The sequence below is a fragment of the Emticicia sp. BO119 genome, assembly GCF_013912375.1.
In the GTDB taxonomy this organism is placed as follows: domain Bacteria; phylum Bacteroidota; class Bacteroidia; order Cytophagales; family Spirosomataceae; genus Emticicia.
The window spans coordinates 121,461-148,452 of record NZ_JACETV010000002.1; the positions used below are offsets into that span (position 1 = coordinate 121,461).

Sequence of the window (26,992 nt, forward strand, 5' to 3'; positions counted from 1 at the left end):
ATCAGTTCCGTTTCGAAACTATATATTATCAGGTCTCCTCAAATAAGAGTTCTTGCACATAACTTGTTGTTGTTTTGGTAGAGACGGAATGCTTTATGTATTAAAGGTCAATAAACGGGGAAAACACGTCTTTTGGTAATAGAACATCTCTTACTTTTAATTCATTTTTAGAGATAAACCCTCAGAGACGTTTTGCAATATGTCTCTACAAAAAGGTTGTTTATTACCCCTTCATTATCTATTAAAGACCGAATTGCTTAGTTAAATTTGGCGAAAATATAATGTAGAAACTTTAGTAGAAAATATTCCCCAATTATAAGTAAAGGGCAATATTACAGGTGGTGGTTTTGGTAAATACTATTTTGTTATCTTATCAAAATCCTTATTATATATTGGAAATGGTATTTTTCTGAGATAATATTTTCTTTTAATAATTAGTTATAATTTTGCTACAAAACCAGATTAAGCAATTGGGTAGAGATAGCAAAGACATAGCGTTATGGCAGGCGTTTAAGGGTGGAGACAGAGATGCCTTTGCTAAAATCTACAATCTTTTTATTGAAGACCTGCTAAGCTATGGGTATCGGGTGACCAACGACAGGCAGTTAATCCGGGATAGTATTCAGGACTTATTTCTGCATTTATGGCACAGCAGAGAGAACCTGACAGATACTGATTCTATCCGATTCTATCTTTATGTCTCTCTAAGAAACCGGATTCTGCGTAACATTGAAAAGCACAACCATACATCTATTGATACACAGGATTTATTTGAGAATATCATCGGTGTTTTATCGGTTGAAGATGAGCTGATTACAAACGAACAATATAGCGAGCAGATTATTCAGCTTAAAAGAGCCATACAGCAATTGCCCAAACGCCAGCAGGAAATTATTCAACTCCGCTATTATCATGATTTCAGTTTTGAAGAAATTGCTGATATGATGCAGATTAATAACCAGTCTGTCAGAAATCTCCTGCACAGGGCTATCACCGAACTACGCCAGCATTTTACCCCATTTTTGCTTTTCTTAGCAAGTTTCTTGATAAGTTTCAAAAAAAATTAAAAATAATTCAATTTTAGTGAGTACAAAATTCACTATACCTGATTTAGGGTATAGAAAAGAAAAACCATGACTAAAAATTACGAAAAATACACGCTCGAAGAATTCATCACAGACGAAGATTTCATTTGTTGGGTAAAATACCCTACGGAAGAATCAGAAAGTTTTTTTCAGACACTTATTAAAAATACGCCTTCCCAAGCTCAATTAATCCACACAGCTCGGGTTGCTATACAACAATTGGCCGTTGCCAGTAAGCAAGAGGCTCCAGCCGATGAAATACCAGTTATCTGGACAGATATAGAAGGGAATCTGATAGGAACTCAGGCATCTCGTGCGGGCCTTCAGATATCCTGGAAATATTGGGTGGCAGCTGCATCTATTGTGTTGGTAGTGAGTTTAGGTTTCTGGCTAAATAGAAACGCATGGATTAAACCTACAAGTATTTACACACAATTGACAAAAAGCAGTGCAAAGCCGATTAGAGAAGTAGTGAATACTTCTTCAAGTGCCACGGCTGTGACCTTACCCGATGGAAGTGAAGTGACACTCTGGCCTGATAGCCGACTAAGTTATAATGAATCTTTTGAGGGAGATTTAAGAGAGGTTTATCTATCAGGGGAAGCTTTTTTTGATGTAAAGAAAAATGCGAAGATTCCGTTTGTGGTCTATGCTAATGGATTGGTTACGAAGGTATTAGGTACAAGCTTTTCGATAAAAGCTTTTGAACAGGATAAGCAGGTGTCGGTTAATGTAAAAAGTGGAAAGGTATCAGTTTTTGCGCAGAAATCTAACCAGAATTCGGACCCTGAAACGAAAGGGATAGTACTAACACCTAACCAGCAGGTAATTTACAGCAAAGAAAACGAGCAATTGACGCGTACATTAATAGCAAAGCCAACATTATTACTGAATAGTCAGGAATTGCAGGGTTTTTGGTTCAAGAATGCTCCTATAGAAGAGATTTTTTCTGCGCTTGAAAAAGCGTATGGGGTAGAGATTATTTATGATAAAGAGGTAATGGCCACCTGTCGTTTGACTACCTCGCTTACCAATGAAACATTATTTGAAAAACTTGATATTATCTGTGCGGCCTTAGATGCTACTTATAAGCTGATAGATGCACAAATAGTTATTACGAGTAATGGATGTAATTAAATTCAACCCAAACCTATACACTTTTTATTTATGGATAAAAAAAATAGCTGACTCCTTTAAATAAGAAAAACCGATAACGATTCCGGCGTTATCGGCTCTGTTTCCCCCTTCATAGTTTCGAAGAACTGCGCCCAGATACTGGGTGGGAGGGATTGTTTTTGCCTATATCTAACAAAAACTTAGTAAATTAAATGAAAAAACGACAACAAATCAAAAAAAAACTACTGTACCTTATGAAACTATCGCTCCTACATTGTTGCATTGCGATGATTTTTACGGGTATCTCGTTGGCAAAAGATGCTGAAGCGCAGGAATTGCTCAACCGTAAGGTGAGTGTTCAGATTGAGAATCGCAACTTTGAAGACGCTATCTCAATTATAGAAAAACAGGCTGATGTAAAATTCACCTATCGCCCCAAGCTATTGGCAATACCGCAAAAAGTTTCGTTAAGTATCGTAAATCAGTCGCTTTCGCAGGTATTGGATAAATTGTTGACTCCTCTGAAAATCAGATATAAAGTGGTAAATAACCAGATTATTTTGTCTAGGCTTATAACCTTAGCCTTGCCAGAGACATTACCAGGCACTACAGTTTATACGCCAAATGAGATAGATATGGCCGATATTGGTTTGAAAGGAGTTGTGAGTGATGAAAAGGGAGAGGGATTGCCCGGCGTAAGTATAACAATAAAAGGAACTACGCGTGGAACGGTAACGGGTGTAAACGGAGAATATAGCATTTCTGTACCTGACTCAAAAGCAATTCTTGTGTTCAGCTTTGTGGGTTATGAGGCGCAAGAGGTGGTAATAGAAAATCAGACTACTTTAAATATAACATTAAAAACCGATACAAAAGCTTTGGAAGAAGTAGTAGTTGTTGGTTATGGTATTCAGAAAAAGAAAGATTTAACCGGAGCGGTATCTTCTATCAACTCCGATGTTTTTAAGGAGCGCAAAGAGACTCAGGTTTCTCAGGCTTTGCAAGGGGCTATGTCTGGTGTTATGGTAAGCCGTAGCGGGGCTAACGGTTCGATGGGAAGTGCGAATATCACAATAAGAGGTATAACCACTATTGGTAATTCAAACCCTTTGGTAATTGTTGACGGCGTGCCAGTAAGTGATGTGAATCAGGTAAACCCTAATGATATAGACAATTTATCGGTGCTGAAAGATGCCGCTTCTGCATCTATTTATGGCTCGCGGGCGGCAGCAGGGGTAATTCTGATAACTACCAAACGAGCCAAGACTGACCAGGCCTCTTTCAATTATAGTTATGAAAGAGGCTTTGATACACCAACCCAGCTGCCTGATTATATGGGTGCGGTGCGCTATATGGAATTGCAAAACGAATTACGATGGAATGATGCAGGGAATGGTGCAAATAAGTTTCCGGCATTCAGCCAGGATCTGTTGACAGATTATGCGCAGAAGCACAAGACCAATCCTGATAAGTATCCTGATACTGACTGGATGGGAATGACATTGAAAAATATAGCACAACGTGAAGCACATAGTGTCAGTGTTGTAGGCGGGTCAAAGTTTGTGAAGTCTAATGCCTCGGTTCGTTATGAAAAAATTGGTGGCTTTTACGATAATAAAAGCTATAACCGGGTTTTTGTGCGCTCTAACAACGACTTTACTATTAACAAAATCGTAGGTGGAACTGTTGATTTTAACTTTAAAAGAACTAATACGGTTGATCCGACAGCCAATGACCCACTGTATCGTACCCGGATAGCCGCTCCGATTTATCCGGCTCTTTGGGCTGATGGCAGAATTGCTGACGGAAAAGCAGGAGAAAACGTATATGCCAAAGTAAAATACGGTGGCACGGATCGCTATACTTATAATCAGGTAGGAGGGCGTATTGCTTTAGACCTGAAACCAATTGAAGGACTAAAGATTTCGGGTATTCTTGCCCCGATTTTTGATTTCATAGACCAGAAACGATTCAACAAGAAAGTAGATGTATATGCGGCCGACGACCCTAACCAGTTTGTCGCTTCGCTGATTGGGGGCGGTCTTACTACCCGTCTGGATGAAAACCGTGCCAGTAATTATAGTCTGACAACCCAGTTTCTGGCTAATTATGCCAAAACCATAGGTAAACACGATTTCACCGCTTTATTAGGCTATGAAAATTACTACTACAAAAGCGAGTCAATCGGAGCTTCTCGTGACCAGTATTTATTTGATACCTATCCTTATCTTGACCAGGGACCGACGGCTTACCGGGATAATTTCGGTACTGCTTTTGAAACGGCGTATCGTTCGTATTTCGGGCGTTTAACTTATAGCTTTCAGGATAAATACCTTATTCAGGGAAATATCCGCCGCGATGGTTCTTCACGTTTTAATAAAGATTATCGTTGGGGGACATTCCCCTCTATTTCGGCAGGTTGGGTAGTGAGTGAAGAAGAATTTTTAAAAAATCAGAATCTTGTATCATTCTTAAAGCTACGTGCTTCATGGGGTACTTTGGGCAATGAGCGTATCGGTAATTATCCGTCAGTTGGTATTATGAGTTTCAATAATGCCCTGTTTTATCAGAATAATGTAGTGGTTTCACAACAGACGGCGGCACAGGTACAGTATGCAATCAAAGATATTTCCTGGGAAAAAACCTCCTCTGTTGATTTAGGTATGGATGCCTATTTCCTGAAAAACAAGCTTCGTTTTACTGCTGATGTTTATCGTAAGGAAACTAAAGATATGTTGCTGGCCTTACAGATACCCATATTTGTAGGCTTTGAGAATCCAAACCAAAATACCGGGATTATGACGACCAAAGGCATTGACCTTGATTTGGGTTGGACGAGTACCATTGGTAAACTCAGGTATTCAGCATCGTTCAATCTGTCGCAGTTTAAATCAACCATGGGCGATCTGGGTGGAACAGAGTTTATCGGTGATAAAATTAAAAAGAAAGGAAGCCAGTTTGATGAGTGGTATGGTTATATTTCTCAGGGAATCTATCAGAATCAGGAAGATGTCAATAACTCTCCGAAGTTAAGTACCAATGTAAAAGTAGGCGATCTGAAATATGCCGATATCAGTGGGCCTAATGGTGTTCCGGATGGTAAAATATCGCCAGAATATGACCGCGTGCTTTTGGGTAACTCTCAACCACAGTGGATGTATGGAGGTAATTTCAGGTTAGATTACAGAGGAATTGATTTAGGCGTTACCATTCAGGGGATTGGTTACCAACGCAGTTCATTACTTCCTTATACAGACTACAATGCTGAAAACTTCGGCGCATTTCCTGTCTATCTTGATGGGGCTACCTGGAGTATGAATAATACAGCAGAACAGAATTTAGCTGCCAAATATCCGAGATTCACAGAAACCAACAGGGCATTGAACCGTAGTTTATCAGATTTCTGGTTGTTTAATGGCGGATACTTCCGTTTGAAAAACGTAACGTTAGGTTATACAATTCCTCAGAGTATTACGAAAAGAATTATGGCCAACAGTATCCGTTTTTATGTAACCGGCAGCGATATCTTCTCTATCAACAAATATCCCAAAGGCTGGGACCCCGAAGGTATAGGTATTGTATCGACATATATAGGCGGATTTAGTATTGGTTTCTAAAACAAACGATAACAAAATGAGAATAAAAATATATAGCGCAGTGCTAAGCTTACTGTTATTGGCTTCCTGCCAGAACTCCCTCGATTTATACCCGTTGGCGCAGCCATCGGCCGAAAAATGGTATTCAAACGAAACCGAAATCCAGTTAGCTTTAAACGATCTTTATCGGCTGGACTGGTGGCAGTGGGATGAAGACAATACGAGTGTCAATTATCTGTCAGATGATGGTTTTTACCGTCAGGCATTGACTCCGATTAAGGCCGGAACAGTAACCAGCCAATGGGATTTCTCAACCACTTTCTGGCGCAATGGATATAAAGCTATTGCCCGTGCCAACCGTGCTATTGTAGCATTAAATAGTGCCGAAACCAAAGCCAAAGTGAGCCAGGCAAAATTAGATGTATATCTGGCAGAGGCTCGGTTTCATCGTGCTGCACAATATGCCAAATTGGTGGGCAAATTTGGTGATGTGGTTTATACTGATGCTGTGGTAAGTATTGATGAGGCCTATAAGGTTGGAAGAACGGATAAGAAAACGGTCATTACAAAAATCAACGAAGATTTTGACTTTGCTATTGCAAATCTGCCTGCCTCTTATGCGGTATCAGCTGTAAAGCGGGTTACCAAAGGAGTAGCTTTGGCCTTAAAAGCTCGTTTTGCTTTGTATGAGAAAGACTACAACACAGCCTCAACAGCCGCAAAAGCCTGTATGGATTTAAACCAGTATAGCCTGCACCCCGATTATGGCAATTTGTTTCTGCAAAGTACAAAAAACTCGAAAGAAGTTATTTTTTCGATTCCTCGTTCATTAGAGCAAAAAATCACACTTGGACCTACTTCAGATAAAATCTCAAGAAATTCAGGAGGCTTTGCGGCTACTAATCCAACCTGGGATTTATTCTGTTCCTACCTCTGTACAGATGGCAAAACTATTGATAAATCACCTTTGTATGATCCGCGTAATCCTTTCAAAAACCGTGACCCACGTTGTACTGCCTCTATTGTAGAGTTCGGACAGGCGCACCTGGGGTTTATCTATGATCCTAATCCTTATGCAGTTCAGGTATTAAGATTGAGTAGTAATTCACTGGTTACCAATAACGATAACCGTGTAAATGCCCAGTTTGCTTCATTTAACGGTCTGGTTTGGAAAAAAGGCATTGATGATTCATGGCTGGCAAATGGTCGTTTGATTGAACCGGAACAGATTATTATCCGCTATGCCGATATTTTATTGATATACGCAGAGGCCAAAATTGAACAGAATCAGATTGATGATTCGGTATTGGAGGCTATGAATGCAGTAAGGGCGAGAGCCTATAAAGTTGCCACAAGTGCAACTACTTTGTACCCTGCTATTACAGAGCGTAATCAAACGGAATTGCGTAAATTATTACGCATTGAAAGAAGAATGGAATTTGCCAATGAAGGATTAAGATACATGGATATTGTGCGTTGGAGAATTGCAGGTAAAGTTCTGAACCGCCCGATTTATGGTATGCTTGACCCTGTTGACCTGAAAGCTAAAGTAGTAGACAAAGGCTTGTGGTTCTTTGCCGGAACGCCTATCATAGATGAAGATGGTACTCCTGATTTCAGTGCAATGGCTGCAACCGGACTTATCAAGAACCTGGTACCTACTGCCTGGACAGACCGCCAGTATTTATGGCCTGTTCCGACTGCTGAAATTCAGATTAATCCGAATATGAAACAGAATGACGGGTACTAAGCCCTCTTAATTATCAAAATTTTATTAAAATGAAGTATTCTAAAGCAATTGTAGCAGTTGCTCTGCTATTGGTTTGCCAAACCTTAAAGGCACAGATTAAAACATCTTACCGACAGATCAGTGGGATATATCCACACCTGGCCAACTATAATAATGAAGGAGAATGTGGTACGGGAGCTGTAGTGCCCTGGGCAGGTAAACTCTGGGTGATTTCTTATGGACAGCACTTTCCGTTTGGCTCGTCGGATAAACTTTATGAAATCAGTCCGAATCTTGATCGTGTGATTCGTCCTGAGAGTATCGGTGGTACACCCGAAAACCGTATGATTCATAAAGAATCTAATCAGTTGTTTATCGGGCCTTATGCGATTTCGAATACTGGTAATGTACGAACTATTCCTTATACAAAAATGCCCGGCCGCCATACTGGTAATGCCCGTCATTTGTTTGACCCTGCCAACAAGATTTATTATGCTACCATGGAGGAGGGCTTTTATGAAGTAGATGTGCACACCCTTGAACCAAAAATGCTCTATAAAGATGGTAATGTAGACCGAAAAAAAGGCGAAATGGGACAGGAAGCGCACCTATTAGTTGGGGCGCATGGGAAAGGCGTCTATTCTGGTCAGGGAGTGATGGTTTATTCAAACAATGGAGAAGCCAGCCAACTGGCTATGAAACAGTTTGATATTGAATCAGGTCTATTGGCCGAATGGGATGGCAAAGACTGGGAAAATGTACGCCGCAATCAGTTTGTAGAAGTTACAGGGCCGGGGGGTATTTACGGCAATGCAAATCCTGAAACTGACCCTATCTGGTCAACAGGTTGGGACCATAAATCTATTCTGGTAAGTGTGCGTGATGGTGGCAAATGGACATTTTTTCGCCTGCCTAAAGCCAGCCACAGCTATGATGGAGCGCATGGATTCAATACGGAATGGCCACGTATCAGAGACATTGGTACGCTCGAAAAACCTGATTACCTGATGACCATGCATGGTATGTTCTGGCGTTTTCCTAAAACTTTTACTTCAAAAAATACAGCAGGTATCCGCCCTCGTTCGGCTTATCTGAAAGTGATTGGAGATTACAGCCGTTGGCAGAATATGTTAGTATTGGGTTGTGATGATTCGGCACAGAAAGAGTTTTTAAATAAACGCAGAGCCAAAGGAAATATAGAAGGGCCGGGGCAATCGAATTCTAACCTGTGGTTTACATCTATTAATACGCCTGATTTATTAGGGCCAAGCACTGCGCAAGGCGCAGTATGGTTGAATGAGAAAATTGCTGCCAATACTGTGTCTGAACCTTTCCTTTTTGCTGGTTGGAAAAAACGTATGGCATGGATTAACAATGCCGGAAGCGAAGATGTAACCTTTAGCTTTGAGGTAGATGCCAACGGTATGAATAACTGGAAACCGCTTCGCTCGGTATCAGTAAAAGCAGGAGAATCTGCCTCCATTACTTTTACAGCTACAGAAACAGGAGAGTGGGTTCGAGTGAAGAGCAATAAGGCTACTACCGCTACCATTAACTTCAATTATACTGATGATAGCCGCTATGTAGCTGCAATGGATAAAATATTTACCGGACTAACGCCAGCCAACAGTACTAACTATAAGGGCGGACTTTTGTATGGCTTAGGCAATAACCGACATAAATTAGGGGTATTAGCAGAAGATTTTTCTAATGGAAAATTTTCAGAGACAGGCTATTATGAATTAGACAGTGCCTTGAATTTAGTAAAGAAAGACGATGCGCAAACTGCACAATTCATCCGTGAAAAATTTGCTGTACCCAGTAATATCCTGACAATTGATGAGGCTTCTGTACTAATAACAGACGATGCCGGAAGAAGATGGAGACTGCCAAAAGGTAATGATGCTTTAACGGCTAAAACCAATAGTGCCTCACTTAGAATTTGCAGAGAAGTAGCTACCGAACGCGATTTAATGAATGCGCATGGCACATTCTATGAATTACCTGCTGAAAACGCCGATGGTTATGCGAAAATCAGACCGGTTGCTTCTCATTCGCTGGCAATTCATGATTATGCTTCCTATCGTGGCTTATTAATCATGACGGGCCTGAATAACCAAACCGCTGCCAGCGAGCATATTATCACTTCTACAGATGGTAAAGCTAAAATTTGGGCGGGAACCATTGACGATCTCTGGAAATTAGGTAAACCAGTTGGGCAAGGCGGCCCCTGGAAGAATACGCAGGTAACTGCCAATACAGCCTCAGACCCTTATCTGATTGGATTTTATGATAAAAAGAGTCTGAAAATTTCTCATAAATCCAATCAGCCGGTCACTTTCAGAATTGAAGTAGAGCCTATTGGTCATGGTCCCTGGATGTTGTATAAAGAAGTAACCATAAAGCCTAACGAAACATTTGAACATACGTTTTCTGATTCATTCCAGGCTCGCTGGATTCGCTTTGCAACCGATAAAGATTGCCAGGCTACTACCTGGTTGACATATAAGTGATTTAGTGAATGAGTGATTATTAATTACTCCCTTATCAAAGCATGCAGAATTGTTGTTTAATAAATAGTTTTGTTTTAAATCCCCGAAGACTTTTTCGGGGATTTTTTCTTGTAGCGCGAGTTGGGAGCTCGCACTACAATTTGTTCCTACGTAAATTCCGTATAATTTTGTTATGTTATGGAAAAAAGAAATGCCTCTCATATTCCCTTGCTTAACCCTTCCGAGTTCGATGATTATATCTTTGCGGACTGGAAGCCCTCTGTATCGGGTTTTTATGATAAGTTTCATATTGCAAGAGTAGAAAGCTACAAAAACCATTTACGTATTCCGTTGCAACCTCACCGCCGTTCGGTCTATTTCTTTATTTTTATTACCAAAGGGGTGGCGGTTCGTAGCAAAGGACTTAATTTTTATGAGGTACAATCCAATCATTTCTTCTGTTTACCTGCCAATGAAATTACCTCTTTAGAGAGCGTTGATGAAGATACAGAAGGTTTCTACTGTCATTTTCTGCCAGAAATCTTCAACCAACCCTTTATTAAAACCGATATGGCTAAAGATTTTCCTTTTTTCCAGTTTACAGGTGAACCTCTGGTGAAGGTAAAAGAGCCGGAACGCATTGTAAGATTATTGGAAATATTAGAGAAGGAATACCAAAACAATGATGATGAACGCTTCGATTTAATTCCGATGTATTTAATGACGTTATTTTCGGAGTTAAAGCATCTATCTCAACCTACTCAACAAAACACCAAAAATGCGGCTGCATTTATTACCCAGCGATACAAAAATGCCCTGTCTGAATTTATTTATGAGAAGAAATCTGTGCAGGAGTTTTCGGAGTATCTTTCTGTTTCGCCCAATCATTTGCATAAATGTGTAAAAGCTACTATCGGTAAATCGGCGCATGAACTATTGGAAGATATGCGTATTCTGGAAGCCAAAGTATTATTGAAGCAAACTACTATAAGCATTGGCGAAATTGCTTTTAAATTAGGGCGATTTGACCCAAGTGATTTCAGCCGTTTTTTCAAATCTAAAACAAATCTTACTCCACGACAGTATCGACAATTTGAAAATTGATTGATTTAGCATAGTATAAGCTATTTCTTGCCTATAATTCATTAATCTTATTTGTTCAAATTTGTATGGTAAAATTCCGATATAAAATTGTATAAATAGGAGATATTGTGTACAAAGAACTCTTTCATTCTTTTCTGCCCCAAACATTACAGGTCGAGATTCAAGATGAAATCCTGATGATTGGTCTAAATAGACCAGAAAAACGGAATGCCTTTAATGATGAACTGATTCTGGGCATTGAAAAAATATTTGAAAATCTGCCATCATCTATTCGGTGCGTCATTATTTATGGCATTGGTGACCACTTTTCAGCAGGACTTGATTTATCAGAATTAAAAGAGCGAAATGCAGTTCAGGGTATTCATCATTCACGGATGTGGCATAGGGCTTTAGATAAAGTGCAGTTTGGAACTGCCCCTGTCATTGCTGTTTTGCATGGGGCAGTAGTAGGAGGTGGGTTGGAATTAGCGGCGGCTTGTCATATCCGTATATCAGAGCCTAATACTTTTTATGCTTTGCCTGAAGGACAACGAGGGATTTTTGTAGGTGGTGGTGCCTCTGTCAGATTACCCAAGCTGATAGGCATTGCGCGCATGACTGATATGATGCTGACAGGCAGGGTTTATAAAGCTGAAGAGGGCGAACGGATTGGTCTGGCACAATATCTTGTGGCAGTAGGCGAAGGATTAACAAAAGGTAAAGAATTAGCGCAAAAAATAGCCAAAAATGCTGAAATGACGAATTATGCCCTGATGCACGTATTGCCAAGAATAGTAGATTCGTCACAGACGGAAGGGTTACTTTTAGAGAGCCTGATGGCCGCTATTTCACAAAGCTCTCCAGAAGCCAAGCAACGTTTGAACGATTTTCTGGAAGGTAGAGCCAAAAAAGTAGGTGAATGATGCAGGCAGGTTATAAAAATATTTCGTTTGGCCCAACCCGTACACACAAGATAGTACGGCAAGACGGGATTATTCATTTTCGTTTGCAACAAAACTTAGAGGCTATTCCCGAAAAACTGACTCAGAAACTGATAGAGTGGGCAGAGAAAACACCTGATAAAACATTTCTGGCTCGCAGAGGCAAAACAGGTGAATGGAAGAAATTATCCTATTCAGAAACTCTAAGTACGGTACAATCTATTGCTCAATATCTGTTGAATCTGAATTTAACAAATGAAGAAAGCATTGTTATTCTCTCAGAAAATAGCCTTGAAAACGCTTTATTGGCCTTAGCGGCTTTGCATATCGGTATTCCTTATTCGCCTGTATCTCCGCCTTATTCTTTAATTTCACAAGATTTTGGGAAGCTGAAGCATTGTCTGGAATTAATGACACCCAAAGTTATTTTTGCACAGAACGGCTCGCAATATCAAAAGGCACTTGAATTAGCAAAAAACTTATTTCCGAGTGCTGAAATTATTACTGCCGAAGAGGGTAATGGAATTGATTTTGCCCATTTATTACAAACAGAACCAACAGCAGAGGTAGAATCTGCTTTTGCCAGAGTGAGTGGCGATACCATAGCGAAGGTGTTGTTTACTTCGGGCTCAACAGGCTTACCCAAAGGAGTAATCAATACCCAGCAAATGTGGTGTACCAATCTGCAACAAATAACGCAGGTTTTTCCGTTTATGTCAGAAAATCCACCCGTATTTATTGACTGGTTACCGTGGAATCATACATTTGGTGGCAATCATAATTTTGGTTTAGCCCTCTACAATGGCGGTACACTCTATATTGATGATGGTAAGCCGACCCCCCAAGGCATTGAAACAACGATTCAGAACCTGAGAGAAATATCACCGACGGCTTATTTTAACGTACCGAAAGGCTTTGAAATGCTGGTTCCTTATCTGGAAAAGGAAACAGATTTAAGGTTAAATTTCTTTAAAAATCTGAATATGCTTTTTTATGCTGGCGCAAGTCTGGCGCAACCCGTGTGGAATCGGCTGGAAGAATTAGCAGTAGAAACCATCGGTGAGCGGATACCCATTATTACAGGTCTGGGTTGTACAGAGTCAGGTCCATCAGCTATGTTTGCTAATTGGGGCGGGGCTTTTTCCGGGCTTTTAGGGGTTCCGGTGGCCGGAATGGATGTGAAGATTGTACCTGATGGTGATAAACTTGAAGTCCGTTACAAAGCCCCTAATGTAATGAGAGGATACTGGCGGAATGAAGAAGCTACACTGAAAGCATTTGATGAAGAAGGTTATTATAAAACCGGAGATGCTGTAAAGTTTTTAGATGAAAACCACCCTGACAAGGGTTTGGTATTTGATGGGCGTATTGCGGAAGACTTCAAGCTATCTACAGGAACCTGGGTAAATGTGGGCGTGCTGAAAGCTAAACTGATTTCGGCGGGGTCACCAGTTGTGCAGGATGTGGTACTGGCTGGTTTGGATAAAGAATATGTGGGTGCCATCTTATTTCTGAATGCCGAAGCTTGTAGGAAATTGGCTGGTTTATCTGCCGAAATTCAGATTCAAGAAGTTTTTCAGCATGAAATTATCTCAGAATATCTGTATGATTTTCTGAAAAGATTTAACCAATCTGCCACAGGTAGTGCCAATCGGGTAGAGAAATTCATAGTAGCTTTAGACCCTCCTTCTATCGATTTGGGAGAAATAACCGACAAAGGCTCATTAAACCAACGGATTGTGCTGAAACACCGGGCGCACCTGGTAGAGCAATTATATCAGTAAATATTGAACACTAAATAAAATATAATACTCATGAACCCTCCTTTCAGAGCCGACCATGTGGGTAGCTTGTTGCGTACTCCCGCCGTTAAAGAGAATCGTTTAAAATGGAAAAAAGGTGAGATTTCTGCTGAAGAACTACGTGCCATTGAAGATACAGCTATTTTAGAAACAGTGAAGAAACTGGAATCAACGGGTATGAAATCTATTACTGATGGTGAGTTCCGTCGTGATTATTTCCACCTTGACTTCCTGAAAGAACTGGCAGGTGTTTCGGTAACAGGCGGCATAGAAGCAAATCCCAACGCAAAAGTAGCAGAAGATGGATTCAAACCTCCGGTATTAAGTGTAACGGGTAAGTTGAAGCATGTGAAAGATATTCAGGTAGATGATTTTAAATACCTGCAATCGATAGTTACCCAAACCCCAAAAGTAACAATTCCATCGCCAACTATGATTCATTTCAGAGGGGGCAGGAAATCAATAGATATTAATTCATACCCCGACATGGACGAGTTCTTTCACGACCTGGCCGCAGCCTATCGTGAAGAAATAGACCATTTATATAAGGCAGGCCTACGCTATCTGCAATTAGATGATACGAATCTTGCTTATTTATGCGACCCAAAAATGCGTGCCGCCGCTGCCGAAAGAGGAGAAGACCCCAATGCTTTACCAAGAACTTATGCGGCATTAATCAATTCAGTAATTGACGGTCGTCCGGAAGATTTAATCTTGGCTATTCATCTTTGTCGTGGCAATTATCGTAGCACCTGGTTTGCCGAAGGTGGATATGAGCCTGTAGCCGAAATCCTGTTCAATGAAATCAATGTAGATGCCTATTTTCTGGAATATGATGACGAGCGCAGTGGTGATTTTGCTCCTTTGCGTTTTGTGCCTAAGAATAAAAACGTAGTTTTAGGTATTGTTTCATCAAAACATAAAGAATTAGAGAGTATAGATGATTTATGTAAACGCATTGATGAAGCTGCTCAATATATGCCTTTAGAGAATATGTGTGTGAGTCCGCAATGTGGTTTTTCATCTACCCATCATGGCAACGATATGACCCATGATGACCAATGGCGCAAAATAGAATTAGTGGTAAATACGGCTATCAAGGTTTGGGGAGAGTCTTGAGCATAGAGGCATAGAACAGAGGGCATAGGGTAAGATAATTTAACACTATTCTGATATGAAAAAAATCATTCTTCTGATGCTCATTCCTGTGCTTGGATGGGCGCAATCGAAAGAGATGGATGTAGAAAAAACAGCCATTTCTTCATTGAAGTACTGGTTGGATATTGATTATGTGGGTGATAATGCGATAGGGCATAAGCTCGACATTCATTTACCTAAAAACGGTAAAGCACCCTATCCAATCATTATTGCTATTTATGGAAGTGCCTGGTTTTCAAATTCATCGAAAGAGGCGGTTTTTAGTGAGGGATTAGGACAGAAGTTGTTAGAGAGTGGCTTTGCGGTGGTAAATGTAAACCATCGTTCAAGCGCTGACGCTAAATTCCCTGCCCAGATTCAGGACATAAAAGCAGCTATTCGGTTCGTAAAAGCCAATAGTCAGAAATTCTCTTTAGATAATTCTTTTATCGGCGTAACTGGCTGGTCGTCTGGCGGGCATCTGACTGCTTTAACAGGCACGACCAACACTATAAAAACGGTGAAAATTGGTGGTCTTGATGTAGACATTGAGGGGCGCTCAGGTAAATATACCCACCAGAGTAGCTCGGTAAATGCCATTGTAGACTGGTTTGGGCCGACTGATTTTTTAATTATGGACCAATGTGGTAGCTCATTTTCACACAATGACGCCAAATCTCCTGAATCTTCTTTAATAGGAGGAGCTATTCAGGAAAATTCAGCAAAGGTAGCCTTAGCTAACCCTATTAGCTATGTCAGTAAAAACAATCCTCCTTTTCTCATTTTTCATGGCGATAAAGACCCTTTAGTGCCTGACTGCCAGAGCAAAAAACTCTATGAAAAACTTCAAAAAGAGGGTGTGCCAAGTGAGTTGGTAATTGTGGCAGGAGGTGGGCATGGGCCGGGTGTGATGATAGATAAATACTATAATCAGATGATTGCTTTTTTTGACAAGGAAATGAAGAAAACCAGAAAATAATCGAACGTTCGTAAACCCTTGAATATGAAAACTCTCATTTTTCTGATGCTTTTCTCAAGCATGGCCGCTTTGGGGCAGAATATTGCCAGTATTGATTCGGGTAATATCAATGGTGCTCGTTACAGAATCCTTTTTCCACCTAACTGGCGTTGGAAATTAGTGATGTATGCGCATGGCTATGAATTTAATGGTAGCCCTTTGCAAAGCAAGAATCCACAGTTTCTCAAAGCAATGAGCCCTTTCTTAGATAGGGGCTTTGCCGTAGCTGCCTCCGATTATCAATTTCAGGGACTGGCTCTGGCACAAGGCGTAGACGATACCGAAGCACTTCGTAAATATTTCTTTGAGAAATACGGTAAACCTGATTCTACCTTTATGGTAGGGCATTCGATGGGTGGTGGGGTTACATTAGCTATTATGGAAAACTTTGATGCTAATTATCAGGGAGCATTACCACTTTGTCCGCTTTCGAGCAGAATCTATCTGCAATGCCGTAAGGAATTTGATATGTATGCTACCTTTAATGGTTTGTTCCCTGGTGTTGCTACATCTTTAAGTACTATCTTTGATTTAAAGAACCCTTATCAGGCACAGGATTCAAGGAAGATGATGGCCAAAGCTATGGAAATCAAAAAAGCCATTATTGCTAAAGATTCTGTACTGGCAGTGGCCTTTGCGAAACGCTTTGATTTGAAATTTGACGATTTACCATTCTCTTTGTTTTTCAATGAAAATGTTCTGCGAGATATTGCGCAGAAAGCTGGCGGTAATCCATTTGATAATACGAATACGGTTTACTCAGGCTTCCCGGATAATTTATTAGTAAACCAGAAGGCAGAGCGAATGGTGGCAACGGTAAACCCTGATGTGGTTTTTAGTAAGTACGACCGTTCGGGTAATATCAATAAGCCCACTTTATTGTTACATACAATTTACGACCAGTTGATACCGCCGACTTATGGGGTAGTGAATTTTGAGAATATGGTACATCAGAAAGGTAAAGACGAGTATTTTACTGTAAAATATACCAAGGGACAAGGACATTGTGCGTTTTCACCACAGCAGACAGCATTAGCCTTTGATGAATTAAGAACCTGGACAAAAACCGGAGTTAAGGCTAAGGCTGGGTTTATGGAGTAATATATATATTTTACCACGGAGTTCCACGAAGTACAGCACGGAGGAACACGGAGTTTTTTGAAGAACATCGAATTCAAGATTTTTGTAGACAATGATTGACATTAATAAAATAGTTGCCATAGATGTGCATACGCATGCAGAAGTGTCCTGTCAGCAGCCGCATGACGATTATCGGTCTGAGTTTGATGTGGCTTTTGCTAAATACTTTAAATCTGACAAACGCCCGACGATTCAGGAAACAGCCGATTATTATCGGGAGCTGAACATGGCTTTTGTGATGTTTACGGTCGATTCGGAGTTTAATGTAGGTAAACGTAGAATACCTAATAAGGAAGTAGCTGAAGGTGCATTGAAAAATGCTGACGTAATGATAGCTTTTGCCAGTATTGACCCACATAAAGGACGAATGGGTGCCAGAGAAGCCCGTGACCTGATTGAAAATTATGGTGTAAAAGGTTTCAAGTTTCATCCTACCGTACAAGGGTTTTATCCGCAGGATAAAATGGCGTATCATTTATACGAGGTTATTGCCGAGTATAAATTGCCAATGCTTTTTCATTCGGGGCATTCGGGTTTTGGCAGTGGGGTTCGTGGTGGTGGTGGCCTGCGTTTGGAGTACTCAAACCCTATGCATCTGGATGATGTAGCAATTGATTTTCCGGACTGCCCGATTATCATTGCACATCCAAGCTGGCCCTGGCAGGATGAAGCCCTTTCGGTAGCCATGCACAAACCTAATGTTTATATTGATTTAAGCGGTTGGTCTCCCAAATACTTTCCGAAACAACTGGTACAGTATGCCAATACCTTATTAAAAGACCGTATGCTCTTTGGAACAGACTTTCCATTGATTACACCTGAACGATGGATAAAAGATTTTGATGAAGCGGGTTTCAAACCGGAGGTAAAACCCTTAATTTTAAAGGAAAATGCCATTCGACTTTTAGGATTGCATTAGTTTACCATCCCATATCACCTAATTATCGTTTACACTATGAAAAAAGTTTGCCTTGGCCTAATACTGCTATTTGTATGCTTATTAAATAGCAATGCTCAATCTACTCCTGAAGCTCCTCAGTTAGAATTTGTGTGCGAATTAAAAGTAAAACTCAATCCGGCTATGGTGGTAGGTGATACTCCGCATGGCGTGCGCCGCATTATTCCTATTATTGGCGGTACGGTTGAAGGACCAAATATCAAAGCAGAAATATTGAATGGAGGTGCCGACTGGCAGATTGTCAGAAGTGATGGCGTAGCAGAACTGGAAGCACATTATCAGATGAAAACCGATGATGGGGTAATTATCTATATCAAAAATACAGGAATAAGAGCAGCATCGCCTGAGGTTGCCGCACGCATTGGTAAGGGGGAGCAGGTGAATCCATCAGAATATTATTTCAGAGCTGTACCGAAATTCGAAGCGCCTAAAGGTAGTAAGTACGAGTGGCTGAATAATGCTATTTTTATTTGTAAAGCCCTTAAAAATCCGGATAATGTAGCTATTCAGGTCTGGAAAGTGAAGTAAGTGTTCATCATCAGTATATTCAACCCATATAATCATGACATTTAATACAAAAGACCTGATTGATAATTCGCCGCTATCCCGACTACAGTATGCTACGCTTATGGTCTGTTTTTTTATGAATATGCTTGATGGCATGGATGTACTGGTTATTTCCTATGCCGCACCTGCTATATCCGAAGCCTGGGGGATAAGTCCGCAAGCATTAGGTGTTGTATTTGGTTCAGGGTTATTCGGAATGACATTCGGTGCCTTGTTTCTGGCACCAATTGCCGACCGGATTGGTCGTAAAAATATGATTTTGTTAAGTGCAGCGTTGATGGGAACCACTGTTTATATCACCTCATTTGCTACTTCCATTTACTGGTTGGTTGTATTAAGGTTTATCAGTGGGTTGGGAATTGGTAGTATGCTGGCAAGTACTGCGGCTTTAGCAGCCGAATATACGCCTCACAAAACCAAGGATTTCTGGGTGAGTTTTGTTATTTCAGGCTATCCGGTAGGCGCTGTTTTATCAGGCTTGACATCAGGTAAAATTATTGTAGAGGAAGGGTGGCAAACGATGTTTCAGGTGGCAGGAGCTATTACTATTGTTTCATTGCCTATTATTTATTTCTTTTTAACAGAATCCTTAGATTTCTATATCAAAAAACAGCCTAAGAGAGCATTAGAAAAAATAAATCTTATACTGGCAGAAATGGGTTTTGAGACTATTGGAGTAGTGCCGCCTAAAGCATCAGAACAACATAAAACGTCTGTACAATCGCTGTTAGGGAATGAATTCCGGACACCGACTTTTCAATTATGGATAGCTTTGTTTTTTGCTTTTGCTACCTTGTATTTTCTTACAAGCTGGATACCCAAATTAGCTACCAATGCAGGCTTATCTATGCAATTGGCCATTTATACAGGTACAGTGTTTAATGTAGGGGCGTGGTTTGGTATCATGACTCAAGGCTATTTTTCAAGCCGGTATGGTCTTAAAAAAACAATAGGTATTATTCTGATTCTAACGGGCGTGCTAATGGCAATCTTCAAAATATTTATTGGTTCTGATGCTATTCTCTATGTATTTGGTTTGTTAGGCTTTGGTATTCAAGGCGGCTTTGTGGGATTGTATGCTGTATCTGCGCGAATGTATCCTACTGAATTCAGAACAACTGGTGTAGGCTGGGCTATCGGGATTGGTCGAACGGGAGGCATCTTTGGCCCCGCTGTTGGGGGTGTTTTAATCGGAATGGGCTTATCATTAAGTGCTAACTTTTTGATTTATGCCGTTCCGACTGTTTTGGCAGGTGTAATGACCTTGTTTATTTCTTCTAAAGAAGTGAGTTAAACATTAGTATTTTACTTAATAAGAAAGTTTGATGTTTTCTTCTTGTAGATAATAATCACTATCTTTTGGAGGATCGGGTGTACCTTTTTTGTAAACGTATTCCTGTATTTCTATCGGGAAATTATTTTTATCATACTTGTACACAAGCTTATTTCCGGCATCATAATCTCTTAGTGTTAAAATTTTTGGATTATTTCTGGAAATCGGGAATGGCATATATGTTCTGAGATGTACAAGATTAATTGAATTAATAATTGACCAGATTTTTGATTTTGCAAAGAAAGGGTTATTCATTTGATCATAATCATCGTAACTTCTAGACTTAGCCTTTATCCCATCTGAATAAGTAGTTTCTTCAAGAATCAAATTATTGTCAGAGTTATAGGTATAATCATAGATATATTGGTATTTGCCAAAATAATTAGTAACATTTTCTATACTTTTTTTAAGTAAGCCGTTTTCATTAAACGTCAATTTAAACTCTCTATCACCTTCTGGAGGTGAAGGAATATAAATCTCGTTTTCGCTAATATATTTTATCTCATAATTGAGAACTTTTGTAGAACTATTAGGATTCAGATTTTCTAAAATTACACTTTTAATCTTTTCTCCTTCATAGGCAATTTTATATATATGATTCCAGTAATCTGATGTCTCTTTTATTAATATAGGATTACCATTAGCATCATAATTTATATCAATATTGTAATCATCCTTTCTGCTTGCATTGCTTAACTTATTTGCAACTGGATTTTGAGGTTCTACTTTATTTTTATTAGAACAACTTTCTGCAGTACAGATGAAAAAAATGATAACAAGCGTAAGGTTTAAAAATTTCATATATGTGTAATGGTTAAGCAATAGGCATTAAAAGACAAATCGTATTGCCTTTTGGAAAAATTATTTACGTAAAATCTATAATTAAAACCAGAATACTGAGGTGAGAAAATATCAACAGCAATTCACAGCGAGTGCAAAAATACTAGGAGAAAACCAGACTTTCAAAATTTATTACAGGAGGCTATCAAAAAAGAGGTTTAATTCTTCCTGAAATCAGTAGGTGTTACTCCTGTTTGTTTTTTAAATAAACGCGTAAAGTATGCCGGGTCTTTGAAACTGAGGAAATAAGATATTTCTGATACTGAATAATTGGTGTTGAGCAGATATTTTTTTGCCTCATTAATCAGGTACTCATGTACAATTTCTAAAGCTGATTTTTGTACTACGGACTTACATATTCTGTTCAGATGTACGCTTGTAATGTGTAATTCCTGAGAATACTGGCTTATAGATTTGGTTTCATGCAAACTTTGTTTAATGCTTTTTTGAAAAGCCTGAAAATACTGTAATGTTCTATTATCTGATTGGGCAATTGTCTGTCTTTGTAAAATACTATATCGATAGATTCCAATGAAAAACAATTGAAAAAGTGATTGAATGACAGTCTGTTTTTCAAGATTATCGTCGTATAATTCTCTAACAATTTCGTTGATATATTGTCCAATCTGATGAAAAACTCCCGTATTCTTCTGAAATAGTAAGAGGTTAAATCGATTGATGCCGTGTAATATTTTAGGTGTCGGCTTAAAGATATTTTCCAGAAAAGATTCTGAAAAAGTAATAACTTCTCCTGTAATATCAGGCTGAAAAATAAAACCATGAAGTGCATTAGTGGGAATAGTAATGATACAGGGCCCGATAATTTTCAATTCTTTATTTTCAGAAATAATCATTCCTTCGCCTTTTGTAATAATAAACACCTGAAAAAGCTCTGTATGCAAATGTTCTTTAATCTCCCAGTCATACATTTTGCTACGGGTTTCGAGCGGTTCGTGATGAATAAAGTCGGGTAGATAAATGGCTTGTTTATCTCCATAAAGACCTTTAAAATTTACAATGGTTTTAATCATGGTATGTTTTAAAAATACAAATTGCTAATTATAGGAGTACCTTTATGATTAATAGTTTTATTATAGAGATATTGGATATACTTTATTAAATCTCTTTAAGGAATCTTAATAAAGGTATCAGGAATGTTTGTTTTGTACAAGTAATATTTTTATTAATCCAAGAGCATTTTGTATTCTGAAAATATCTTTGTTAAAAATATTCAACCATGAGCCAGATTATCTATAACTCTTTTGACAGGGAGGTTCATCCAGCCTATTTGACTCCCGAATACAAATCAACTATATATCGGGCACCGCAAAAACCATTAGTGCTTCTCAAACAATCATTATCTGAACTCACAGGCCCGGTTTTTGGAGATTTTAATGTAGGGCCGCTCGACCATGACCTTACAAAAAATACAGTTAAGAATGGTGAGCCCATTGGTGAAAGAATTATCGTACATGGGAAAGTAATGAACGAAAACGGGTATCCTGTCCCCAACACTCTTATTGAAATCTGGCAGGCCAATTCAGCCGGGCGTTATGTCCATAAAGTTGACCAGCATGAAGCACCTCTTGACCCTAATTTCTTAGGCGCAGGCCGTTGTATGACTGACTCTGACGGCAACTATAAATTTTATACTATCAAGCCGGGAGCGTATCCGTGGGGTAATCATTACAATGCCTGGCGGCCTAATCATATTCATTTTTCTTTATTCGGGGCTAATATCACCAACCGATTGGTAACACAGATGTATTTTCCGGGTGATCCTCTTTTAGATTATGACCCTGTTTTTCTGAGTGTACCGCCTAAAGGCAGAGAATTACTCATTTGTAAATTTGACTTAGGTGCAACCGAGCCCAGCTTTGCTTTGGGTTATCGTTTCGATTTTGTGCTGAGAGGTTATAAACAAACACCTTTTGAAACTTTGTGATTGCTCATTTGTAAATTGCTTAAGCTATGCGACAAACCCCTTCTCAGACCGTTGGCCCTTATTTTGCTTATGGGCTCACTCCTGAGCAATATTTATATGATTTTAAAAGCCTTGTTGGCAATGAGATGGTTAGCCCTCTTGACCATGACAGGGCTATTACTATTGTCGGTAAAGTATTTGATGGCCAGGGAGTTGTGATATCCGATGCCATGATTGAAATCTGGCAGAATGATGGTCAGAATCAACTTTTCGGGCGTTTCGGCACCGGGACAGATGCAGAAAGCCGTTTTATTTTTCATACCATCAAACCAGCTTCTGTTAACGGACAAGCTCCTTATTTATCTGTAATTATTTTTATGCGAGGGCAACAGATTCATTCCTATACACGCATTTATTTTTCAGATGAAACAGACCTGAATACTAAAGATGCAGTGTTGAGTTTAGTACCTGAGGATAGAAGAGATACTCTGATAGCAAAGAATAAGGGAAATATCTATGAGTTTAATATCTACATGCAGGGTGAAAACGAAACTGTTTTTTTTGATATATAAATGCTTATGATACGATGAGCTTATATTCTCAATATTTCTATTCAGATGAAGTCAACGAACTTTTGTCTGATACCCAAACCATAGCGGAGATGCTTCGCGTGGAGGGGGTATTGGCGATCGCACAAGCAGAGCAGGGGATTATTCCGACTGATTTAGCTGAAACGATTGTCAGTTGTTGTAGAACTGATTTTATTGATATAGAAAAACTAAAAACAGACCTGATAGCTGGTGGAAATGCCGCTATTCCTCTGGTAAAACAGTTGACACGCATTGTTAAGAACAACGATGTGGAAGCCTCAAAATACGTACATCTGGGAGCTACAAGCCAGGACATTGTAGATACTGCTACTGTGTTACAGATTCAGGAGTTTATGATCTGGCTCGATGAAAGATTGGATATTCTTTCGCAATTATTAATCAATTTAACTAAAAAGCACAGGCAAACAATAATGGTAGGGCGCACACTTTTACAACAGGCCCGCCCGATTACTTTTGGTTTGAAAACAGCTTTGTGGTTGCAGAGTATTGAGCGAACAAAAGCCCGTATTAAAAGCGTAGAAGATAGAATTTTAGTAGTACAATTGAGTGGTGCGGTGGGTAGTGGCAATGCCTTTCTACCAAAAGAAGTACAACAGTTGGTGGCTGAGATATTAGAGCTGAACTTTGCTTTTTCGTGGCAATCGGCAAGAGATAATATGGCAGAATGGGCATGTGTTTTAGGAATTTTAGTAGGGAGTATAGGCAAGATAGCCAAAGATATTTCTTTACTGATGCAAACCGAAATAGCGGAACTTCTGGAGGGGGCAGGTGAGGGTAAAGGAGGCTCAAGTACAATGCCACATAAGAGAAACCCTGCAATATGCGCAGCTATACTGGCAAATACCAATCGGTTACCACATCTGGTAGCTACCATTTTATCTTCTATGCCACAAGAGCATGAACGTTCTGCCGGGTTATGGCATTCGGAGTGGGAGGTGGTAAGCGAAATCATGATGCTGACCGGAGGTACTGTAGAAAGAACTATTGAGTTGCTGGAAGGTCTGGAAGTTAATGAGAGGCAGATGTCAATCAACTTAGAATTAACCAGGGGACTGATTTATACTGAAAATGTATCTTTGGCATTAGCCTCTAAAATGGGTAAAACACAAGCGCATGAACTGATAGAGAAAGCCAGTAAGCAGGCAATAGCCCAACAAAGGCATTTGAAAGAAATTTTAGCTGAAATGTTTGTAGATTTACCTAACTTGGATAAACTATTTATGCCTGAACACGCAATAGGTAATAGTTTAGACATCATTGATGAAATTTTAGACAATCTTTCAAATCACTGACACTCAGTATGAAAACAAATTATAAGCTCCAGGGAACACCCAATAGTCCGGTGTTGATATTTTCAAATTCCTTAGGTTCTGAAATGATGATGTGGGACGAACTCGTTCCTTATCTGCTTCCTTACTTCAGAGTTTTACAATATGATATGCGAGGGCACGGAGGTAGTGAGGTAACGGCCGGGAAATACACGATTGAGCAACTGGGCGAAGATGTAATAGACCTGATGGACGATTTGAAAATTGAAACGGCTTATTTCTGTGGTTTATCCATAGGAGGTTTAATCGGGCAATGGTTGGGGCTGAATCACTCTGAAAGATTTGAAAAATTGGTGCTGAGCAATACAGCTGCAAAAATAGGAGATGATGAGCGTTGGAATACACGTATTGAGAATGTTACAAAAAATGGGATACAAGCCATTGCGACTGAAACAATGGAACGCTGGTTTACGGAAGATTTCAAAAGGCAAAATCCTACACGTACAGGAGAAATTAAGGCTATGTTTCTTCGTAACAATCTTATGGGTTATACCAATGGTTGCATGGCTGTAAGAGATGCTGATTTCAGAGCAAAAGTACAGAATATTCCGGTAGAAACGTTGGTTATTACAGGTGATGAAGACCCTGTAACCAATGTAGAACAGGCAGAATATTTGGCCAATAAGATTCCATTTGCTCATCTGAAAGTTCTACAAGCCCGGCATCTGGCAAGCACAGAAATTCCTAAGGAATATGCACAGGTATTATTGGATTTTCTGGTAGGTGATACTAATTATGCCAAGGGGATGCATGTCAGACGAACTGTATTAGGCAATGCTTATGTTGATAAAGCCAACGAGAAAATCAATTCTTTCAATACAGATTTCCAGTCGTTTATCACCAATTATGCCTGGGGCGAAGTCTGGACACGCCCTCAACTATCGAAACATAGCCGAAGCATGGTTACACTGGCAATGCTGATTGCCATGAACAGAAAACCGGAATTTAAACTACATTTGAGAGCGGCTATAAATAATGGTGTCACGGTTACTGAAATTAAAGAAATCCTGTTACAATCGGCAGTATATTGTGGAGTTCCTGCCGCCAACGAGGCTTTTGCTGCGGCGCAGGAACTGTTTAAAGAAATAGGAATTGTGTATGAAAATACTTAAAACACAGGTAGGTATTATTGGGGCAGGCCCTGCTGGATTGACATTAGCATTATTGTTGCGCAGACAGGGTATAGAAGCCATCATTCTTGAAAATAGAAGCCGTGAGTATGTGCAGGCACGTGTAAGGGCAGGTTTATTAGAACAGAATACAGTTGATATTTATAAAAGTTTAGGTGTGGCGGATCGCCTTTTAAGAGAGGGGCAAGAACATCGTGGGGTATATCTGAGTTTTGACGGGCAACGCATCAGAGTACCATTTGGAGAATTAACAGGTGGAAGAAACATCACGATTTACGGGCAGCAGGAAGTAGTAAAAGACCTGACCGATGAATGGATAGCTGGAGGAGGACAGATTTATTTTGAAACCCCTGCCTCAAAAATCGAAGATTTTGAGACTGACAGTCCGAAAATTCATTTTGAATACGAAGGGGAAGCAGGTATTCTGAATTGTGATTTTGTAGCTGCCTGTGATGGCTTTCATGGCATAGGCCGCAGAACTTTGCCGCCTGATACTTATAAAGAATTCACGGTAACATATCCTTTTAGCTGGTTAGGAATTTTAGCCCATGTTGCTCCCTCAACCGATGAATTGATTTATGCTTACCATGAAAGAGGCTTTGCTCTGCATAGTTTACGCTCAGATAAAATCAGCCGATTATATATTCAGGTAGATAATGATGATTTGATTGATAACTGGTCTGATGAGCGAATCTGGGAAGAATTAGCCATTCGTTTAGGCACAGAGGGGTGGAGTTTAAAAACAGGGCCGATTTTTGAGAAAAGTATTACACCTATGCGTAGTTTTTTTACTGATAATATGCAGTCTGGCAGATTGTTTTTAGCGGGCGATGCCGCTCATATTGTGCCACCAACCGGAGGCAAAGGGTTGAACTTGGCGGTAGCAGATGTGAAACATCTGGCAGATGGTTTAGCCGAATACTATCAGAAAAATTCCATCAAAGCATTAGATAATTACTCAACTATAGCCCTGAAACGCATCTGGCGGGCACAGGATTTCTCTAATTTCATGACTACCCTCTTCCATAAACAGGATGAACACGGGTCGTTTACCTATCAATTACAAAAAGCAAAATTCGATTATATAAAAGTGTCAGAAGCCTACGCAACTACCATAGCCGAAAACTATGTAGGCTTGCCATTTGAAGTGTTTGAATAAGAA

General features: G+C 39.7%; 21 protein-coding genes. 19 read left to right on the forward strand and 2 right to left on the reverse strand.

Going from position 1 to position 26,992, the window contains the following annotated elements:
- Positions 1 to 446 precede the first annotated feature (446 nt).
- The 14 genes from H1R81_RS07560 to H1R81_RS07625 all read left to right on the forward strand — a co-directional run bounded on the left by H1R81_RS07560 (position 447) and on the right by H1R81_RS07625 (position 19,958).
- Positions 447 to 1,067, forward strand: coding sequence for an RNA polymerase sigma factor (locus H1R81_RS07560; RefSeq protein ID WP_181840102.1), 621 nt, complete (start codon positions 447 to 449; stop codon positions 1,065 to 1,067).
- Positions 1,068 to 1,133: 66 nt separating this feature from the next.
- Complete coding sequence (locus H1R81_RS07565; protein WP_181840103.1) at positions 1,134 to 2,222, forward strand: FecR family protein; 1,089 nt, start codon at positions 1,134 to 1,136, stop codon at positions 2,220 to 2,222.
- A 233-nt stretch (positions 2,223 to 2,455) separates the two neighbouring features.
- Entirely contained in the window at positions 2,456 to 5,818 is a 3,363-nt protein-coding gene (locus H1R81_RS07570) for a TonB-dependent receptor (protein WP_229251078.1), read from the forward strand.
- Positions 5,819 to 5,834: 16 nt separating this feature from the next.
- Positions 5,835 to 7,547, forward strand: coding sequence for a RagB/SusD family nutrient uptake outer membrane protein (locus tag H1R81_RS07575; protein WP_181840105.1), 1,713 nt, complete (start codon positions 5,835 to 5,837; stop codon positions 7,545 to 7,547).
- A 29-nt stretch (positions 7,548 to 7,576) separates the two neighbouring features.
- Complete coding sequence (locus H1R81_RS07580; protein WP_181840106.1) at positions 7,577 to 10,039, forward strand: hypothetical protein; 2,463 nt, start codon at positions 7,577 to 7,579, stop codon at positions 10,037 to 10,039.
- A 177-nt stretch (positions 10,040 to 10,216) separates the two neighbouring features.
- On the forward strand, positions 10,217 to 11,122 hold the full coding sequence (locus tag H1R81_RS07585) for an AraC family transcriptional regulator (protein WP_181840107.1): 906 nt from the start codon (positions 10,217 to 10,219) through the stop codon (positions 11,120 to 11,122).
- 107 nt (positions 11,123 to 11,229) lie between these two features.
- Positions 11,230 to 12,024 (forward strand): crotonase/enoyl-CoA hydratase family protein, encoded by a 795-nt coding sequence (locus H1R81_RS07590; protein ID WP_310588058.1) that lies wholly within the window; start codon positions 11,230 to 11,232, stop codon positions 12,022 to 12,024.
- Positions 12,021 to 13,826, forward strand: a complete 1,806-nt coding sequence (locus tag H1R81_RS07595; RefSeq protein WP_229251079.1) for a feruloyl-CoA synthase — start codon at positions 12,021 to 12,023, stop codon at positions 13,824 to 13,826. Before H1R81_RS07590 ends, H1R81_RS07595 begins: the two co-directional genes overlap by 4 nt.
- 30 nt (positions 13,827 to 13,856) lie before the next feature.
- The gene (locus tag H1R81_RS07600; protein ID WP_181840108.1) at positions 13,857 to 14,963 is read left to right on the forward strand and encodes a 5-methyltetrahydropteroyltriglutamate--homocysteine S-methyltransferase; all 1,107 of its coding nucleotides are present in this window, start codon (positions 13,857 to 13,859) and stop codon (positions 14,961 to 14,963) included.
- Between the two features lie 55 nt (positions 14,964 to 15,018).
- Complete coding sequence (locus H1R81_RS07605) at positions 15,019 to 15,960, forward strand: alpha/beta hydrolase (protein ID WP_181840109.1); 942 nt, start codon at positions 15,019 to 15,021, stop codon at positions 15,958 to 15,960.
- A 24-nt stretch (positions 15,961 to 15,984) separates the two neighbouring features.
- A complete protein-coding gene (locus H1R81_RS07610) occupies positions 15,985 to 17,100 on the forward strand; it encodes an alpha/beta hydrolase (protein WP_181840110.1) in 1,116 nt (371 codons plus the stop codon).
- Between the two features lie 91 nt (positions 17,101 to 17,191).
- Positions 17,192 to 18,058 carry an amidohydrolase family protein gene (locus H1R81_RS07615; RefSeq protein ID WP_181840111.1) on the forward strand — a complete coding sequence of 289 codons (867 nt, stop codon included), beginning with the start codon at positions 17,192 to 17,194 and terminating at the stop codon, positions 18,056 to 18,058.
- 36 nt (positions 18,059 to 18,094) lie between these two features.
- Complete coding sequence (locus H1R81_RS07620) at positions 18,095 to 18,625, forward strand: DUF3237 domain-containing protein (RefSeq protein WP_181840112.1); 531 nt, start codon at positions 18,095 to 18,097, stop codon at positions 18,623 to 18,625.
- Between the two features lie 34 nt (positions 18,626 to 18,659).
- Positions 18,660 to 19,958, forward strand: coding sequence for an MFS transporter (locus tag H1R81_RS07625; protein WP_181840113.1), 1,299 nt, complete (start codon positions 18,660 to 18,662; stop codon positions 19,956 to 19,958).
- Between the two features lie 15 nt (positions 19,959 to 19,973).
- On the opposite strand, the gene H1R81_RS07630 is transcribed toward H1R81_RS07625, so the two are convergent.
- A complete protein-coding gene (locus H1R81_RS07630) occupies positions 19,974 to 20,798 on the reverse strand; it encodes a hypothetical protein (protein WP_181840114.1) in 825 nt (274 codons plus the stop codon).
- A gap of 197 nt (positions 20,799 to 20,995) precedes the next feature.
- Positions 20,996 to 21,868 carry a helix-turn-helix domain-containing protein gene (locus H1R81_RS07635; RefSeq protein ID WP_181840115.1) on the reverse strand — a complete coding sequence of 291 codons (873 nt, stop codon included), beginning with the start codon at positions 21,866 to 21,868 and terminating at the stop codon, positions 20,996 to 20,998.
- 206 nt (positions 21,869 to 22,074) lie between these two features.
- On the opposite strand from H1R81_RS07635, the gene pcaH reads away from it, so the two are divergent.
- The 5 genes from pcaH to H1R81_RS07660 are packed head-to-tail and all read left to right on the forward strand — an operon-like array spanning position 22,075 to position 26,989.
- The gene (gene pcaH, locus H1R81_RS07640; RefSeq protein ID WP_181840116.1) at positions 22,075 to 22,782 is read left to right on the forward strand and encodes a protocatechuate 3,4-dioxygenase subunit beta; all 708 of its coding nucleotides are present in this window, start codon (positions 22,075 to 22,077) and stop codon (positions 22,780 to 22,782) included.
- A 26-nt stretch (positions 22,783 to 22,808) separates the two neighbouring features.
- The gene (gene pcaG, locus H1R81_RS07645) at positions 22,809 to 23,333 is read left to right on the forward strand and encodes a protocatechuate 3,4-dioxygenase subunit alpha (protein ID WP_181840117.1); all 525 of its coding nucleotides are present in this window, start codon (positions 22,809 to 22,811) and stop codon (positions 23,331 to 23,333) included.
- Positions 23,334 to 23,347: 14 nt separating this feature from the next.
- The gene (gene pcaB / locus H1R81_RS07650; protein WP_181840118.1) at positions 23,348 to 24,664 is read left to right on the forward strand and encodes a 3-carboxy-cis,cis-muconate cycloisomerase; all 1,317 of its coding nucleotides are present in this window, start codon (positions 23,348 to 23,350) and stop codon (positions 24,662 to 24,664) included.
- 8 nt (positions 24,665 to 24,672) lie between these two features.
- Positions 24,673 to 25,812, forward strand: coding sequence for a 3-oxoadipate enol-lactonase (gene pcaD, locus H1R81_RS07655; RefSeq protein ID WP_181840119.1), 1,140 nt, complete (start codon positions 24,673 to 24,675; stop codon positions 25,810 to 25,812).
- Positions 25,799 to 26,989: a 4-hydroxybenzoate 3-monooxygenase gene (locus H1R81_RS07660; protein ID WP_181840120.1), complete on the forward strand. Its 1,191-nt coding sequence runs from the start codon at positions 25,799 to 25,801 to the stop codon at positions 26,987 to 26,989. Before pcaD ends, H1R81_RS07660 begins: the two co-directional genes overlap by 14 nt.
- Positions 26,990 to 26,992: the final 3 nt, after the last annotated feature.

What these genes read in the sequence shown, in the direction of transcription:
- H1R81_RS07565 (WP_181840103.1), top strand. Translation starts at nt 1,134, where the DNA reads ATGACTAAAAATTACGAAAAATACACGCTCGAAGAATTCATCACAGAC.
- H1R81_RS07570 (WP_229251078.1), top strand. Translation starts at nt 2,456, where the DNA reads ATGAAACTATCGCTCCTACATTGTTGCATTGCGATGATTTTTACGGGT.
- H1R81_RS07575 (WP_181840105.1), top strand. Translation starts at nt 5,835, where the DNA reads ATGAGAATAAAAATATATAGCGCAGTGCTAAGCTTACTGTTATTGGCT.
- H1R81_RS07580 (WP_181840106.1), top strand. Translation starts at nt 7,577, where the DNA reads ATGAAGTATTCTAAAGCAATTGTAGCAGTTGCTCTGCTATTGGTTTGC.
- H1R81_RS07585 (WP_181840107.1), top strand. Translation starts at nt 10,217, where the DNA reads ATGGAAAAAAGAAATGCCTCTCATATTCCCTTGCTTAACCCTTCCGAG.
- H1R81_RS07595 (WP_229251079.1), top strand. Translation starts at nt 12,021, where the DNA reads ATGATGCAGGCAGGTTATAAAAATATTTCGTTTGGCCCAACCCGTACA.
- H1R81_RS07600 (WP_181840108.1), top strand. Translation starts at nt 13,857, where the DNA reads ATGAACCCTCCTTTCAGAGCCGACCATGTGGGTAGCTTGTTGCGTACT.
- H1R81_RS07605 (WP_181840109.1), top strand. Translation starts at nt 15,019, where the DNA reads ATGAAAAAAATCATTCTTCTGATGCTCATTCCTGTGCTTGGATGGGCG.
- H1R81_RS07610 (WP_181840110.1), top strand. Translation starts at nt 15,985, where the DNA reads ATGAAAACTCTCATTTTTCTGATGCTTTTCTCAAGCATGGCCGCTTTG.
- H1R81_RS07615 (WP_181840111.1), top strand. Translation starts at nt 17,192, where the DNA reads ATGATTGACATTAATAAAATAGTTGCCATAGATGTGCATACGCATGCA.
- H1R81_RS07620 (WP_181840112.1), top strand. Translation starts at nt 18,095, where the DNA reads ATGAAAAAAGTTTGCCTTGGCCTAATACTGCTATTTGTATGCTTATTA.
- H1R81_RS07625 (WP_181840113.1), top strand. Translation starts at nt 18,660, where the DNA reads ATGACATTTAATACAAAAGACCTGATTGATAATTCGCCGCTATCCCGA.
- H1R81_RS07630 (WP_181840114.1), bottom strand. Translation starts at nt 20,798, where the DNA reads ATGAAATTTTTAAACCTTACGCTTGTTATCATTTTTTTCATCTGTACT.
- H1R81_RS07635 (WP_181840115.1), bottom strand. Translation starts at nt 21,868, where the DNA reads ATGATTAAAACCATTGTAAATTTTAAAGGTCTTTATGGAGATAAACAA.
- pcaH (WP_181840116.1), top strand. Translation starts at nt 22,075, where the DNA reads ATGAGCCAGATTATCTATAACTCTTTTGACAGGGAGGTTCATCCAGCC.
- pcaG (WP_181840117.1), top strand. Translation starts at nt 22,809, where the DNA reads ATGCGACAAACCCCTTCTCAGACCGTTGGCCCTTATTTTGCTTATGGG.
- pcaB (WP_181840118.1), top strand. Translation starts at nt 23,348, where the DNA reads ATGAGCTTATATTCTCAATATTTCTATTCAGATGAAGTCAACGAACTT.
- pcaD (WP_181840119.1), top strand. Translation starts at nt 24,673, where the DNA reads ATGAAAACAAATTATAAGCTCCAGGGAACACCCAATAGTCCGGTGTTG.
- H1R81_RS07660 (WP_181840120.1), top strand. Translation starts at nt 25,799, where the DNA reads ATGAAAATACTTAAAACACAGGTAGGTATTATTGGGGCAGGCCCTGCT.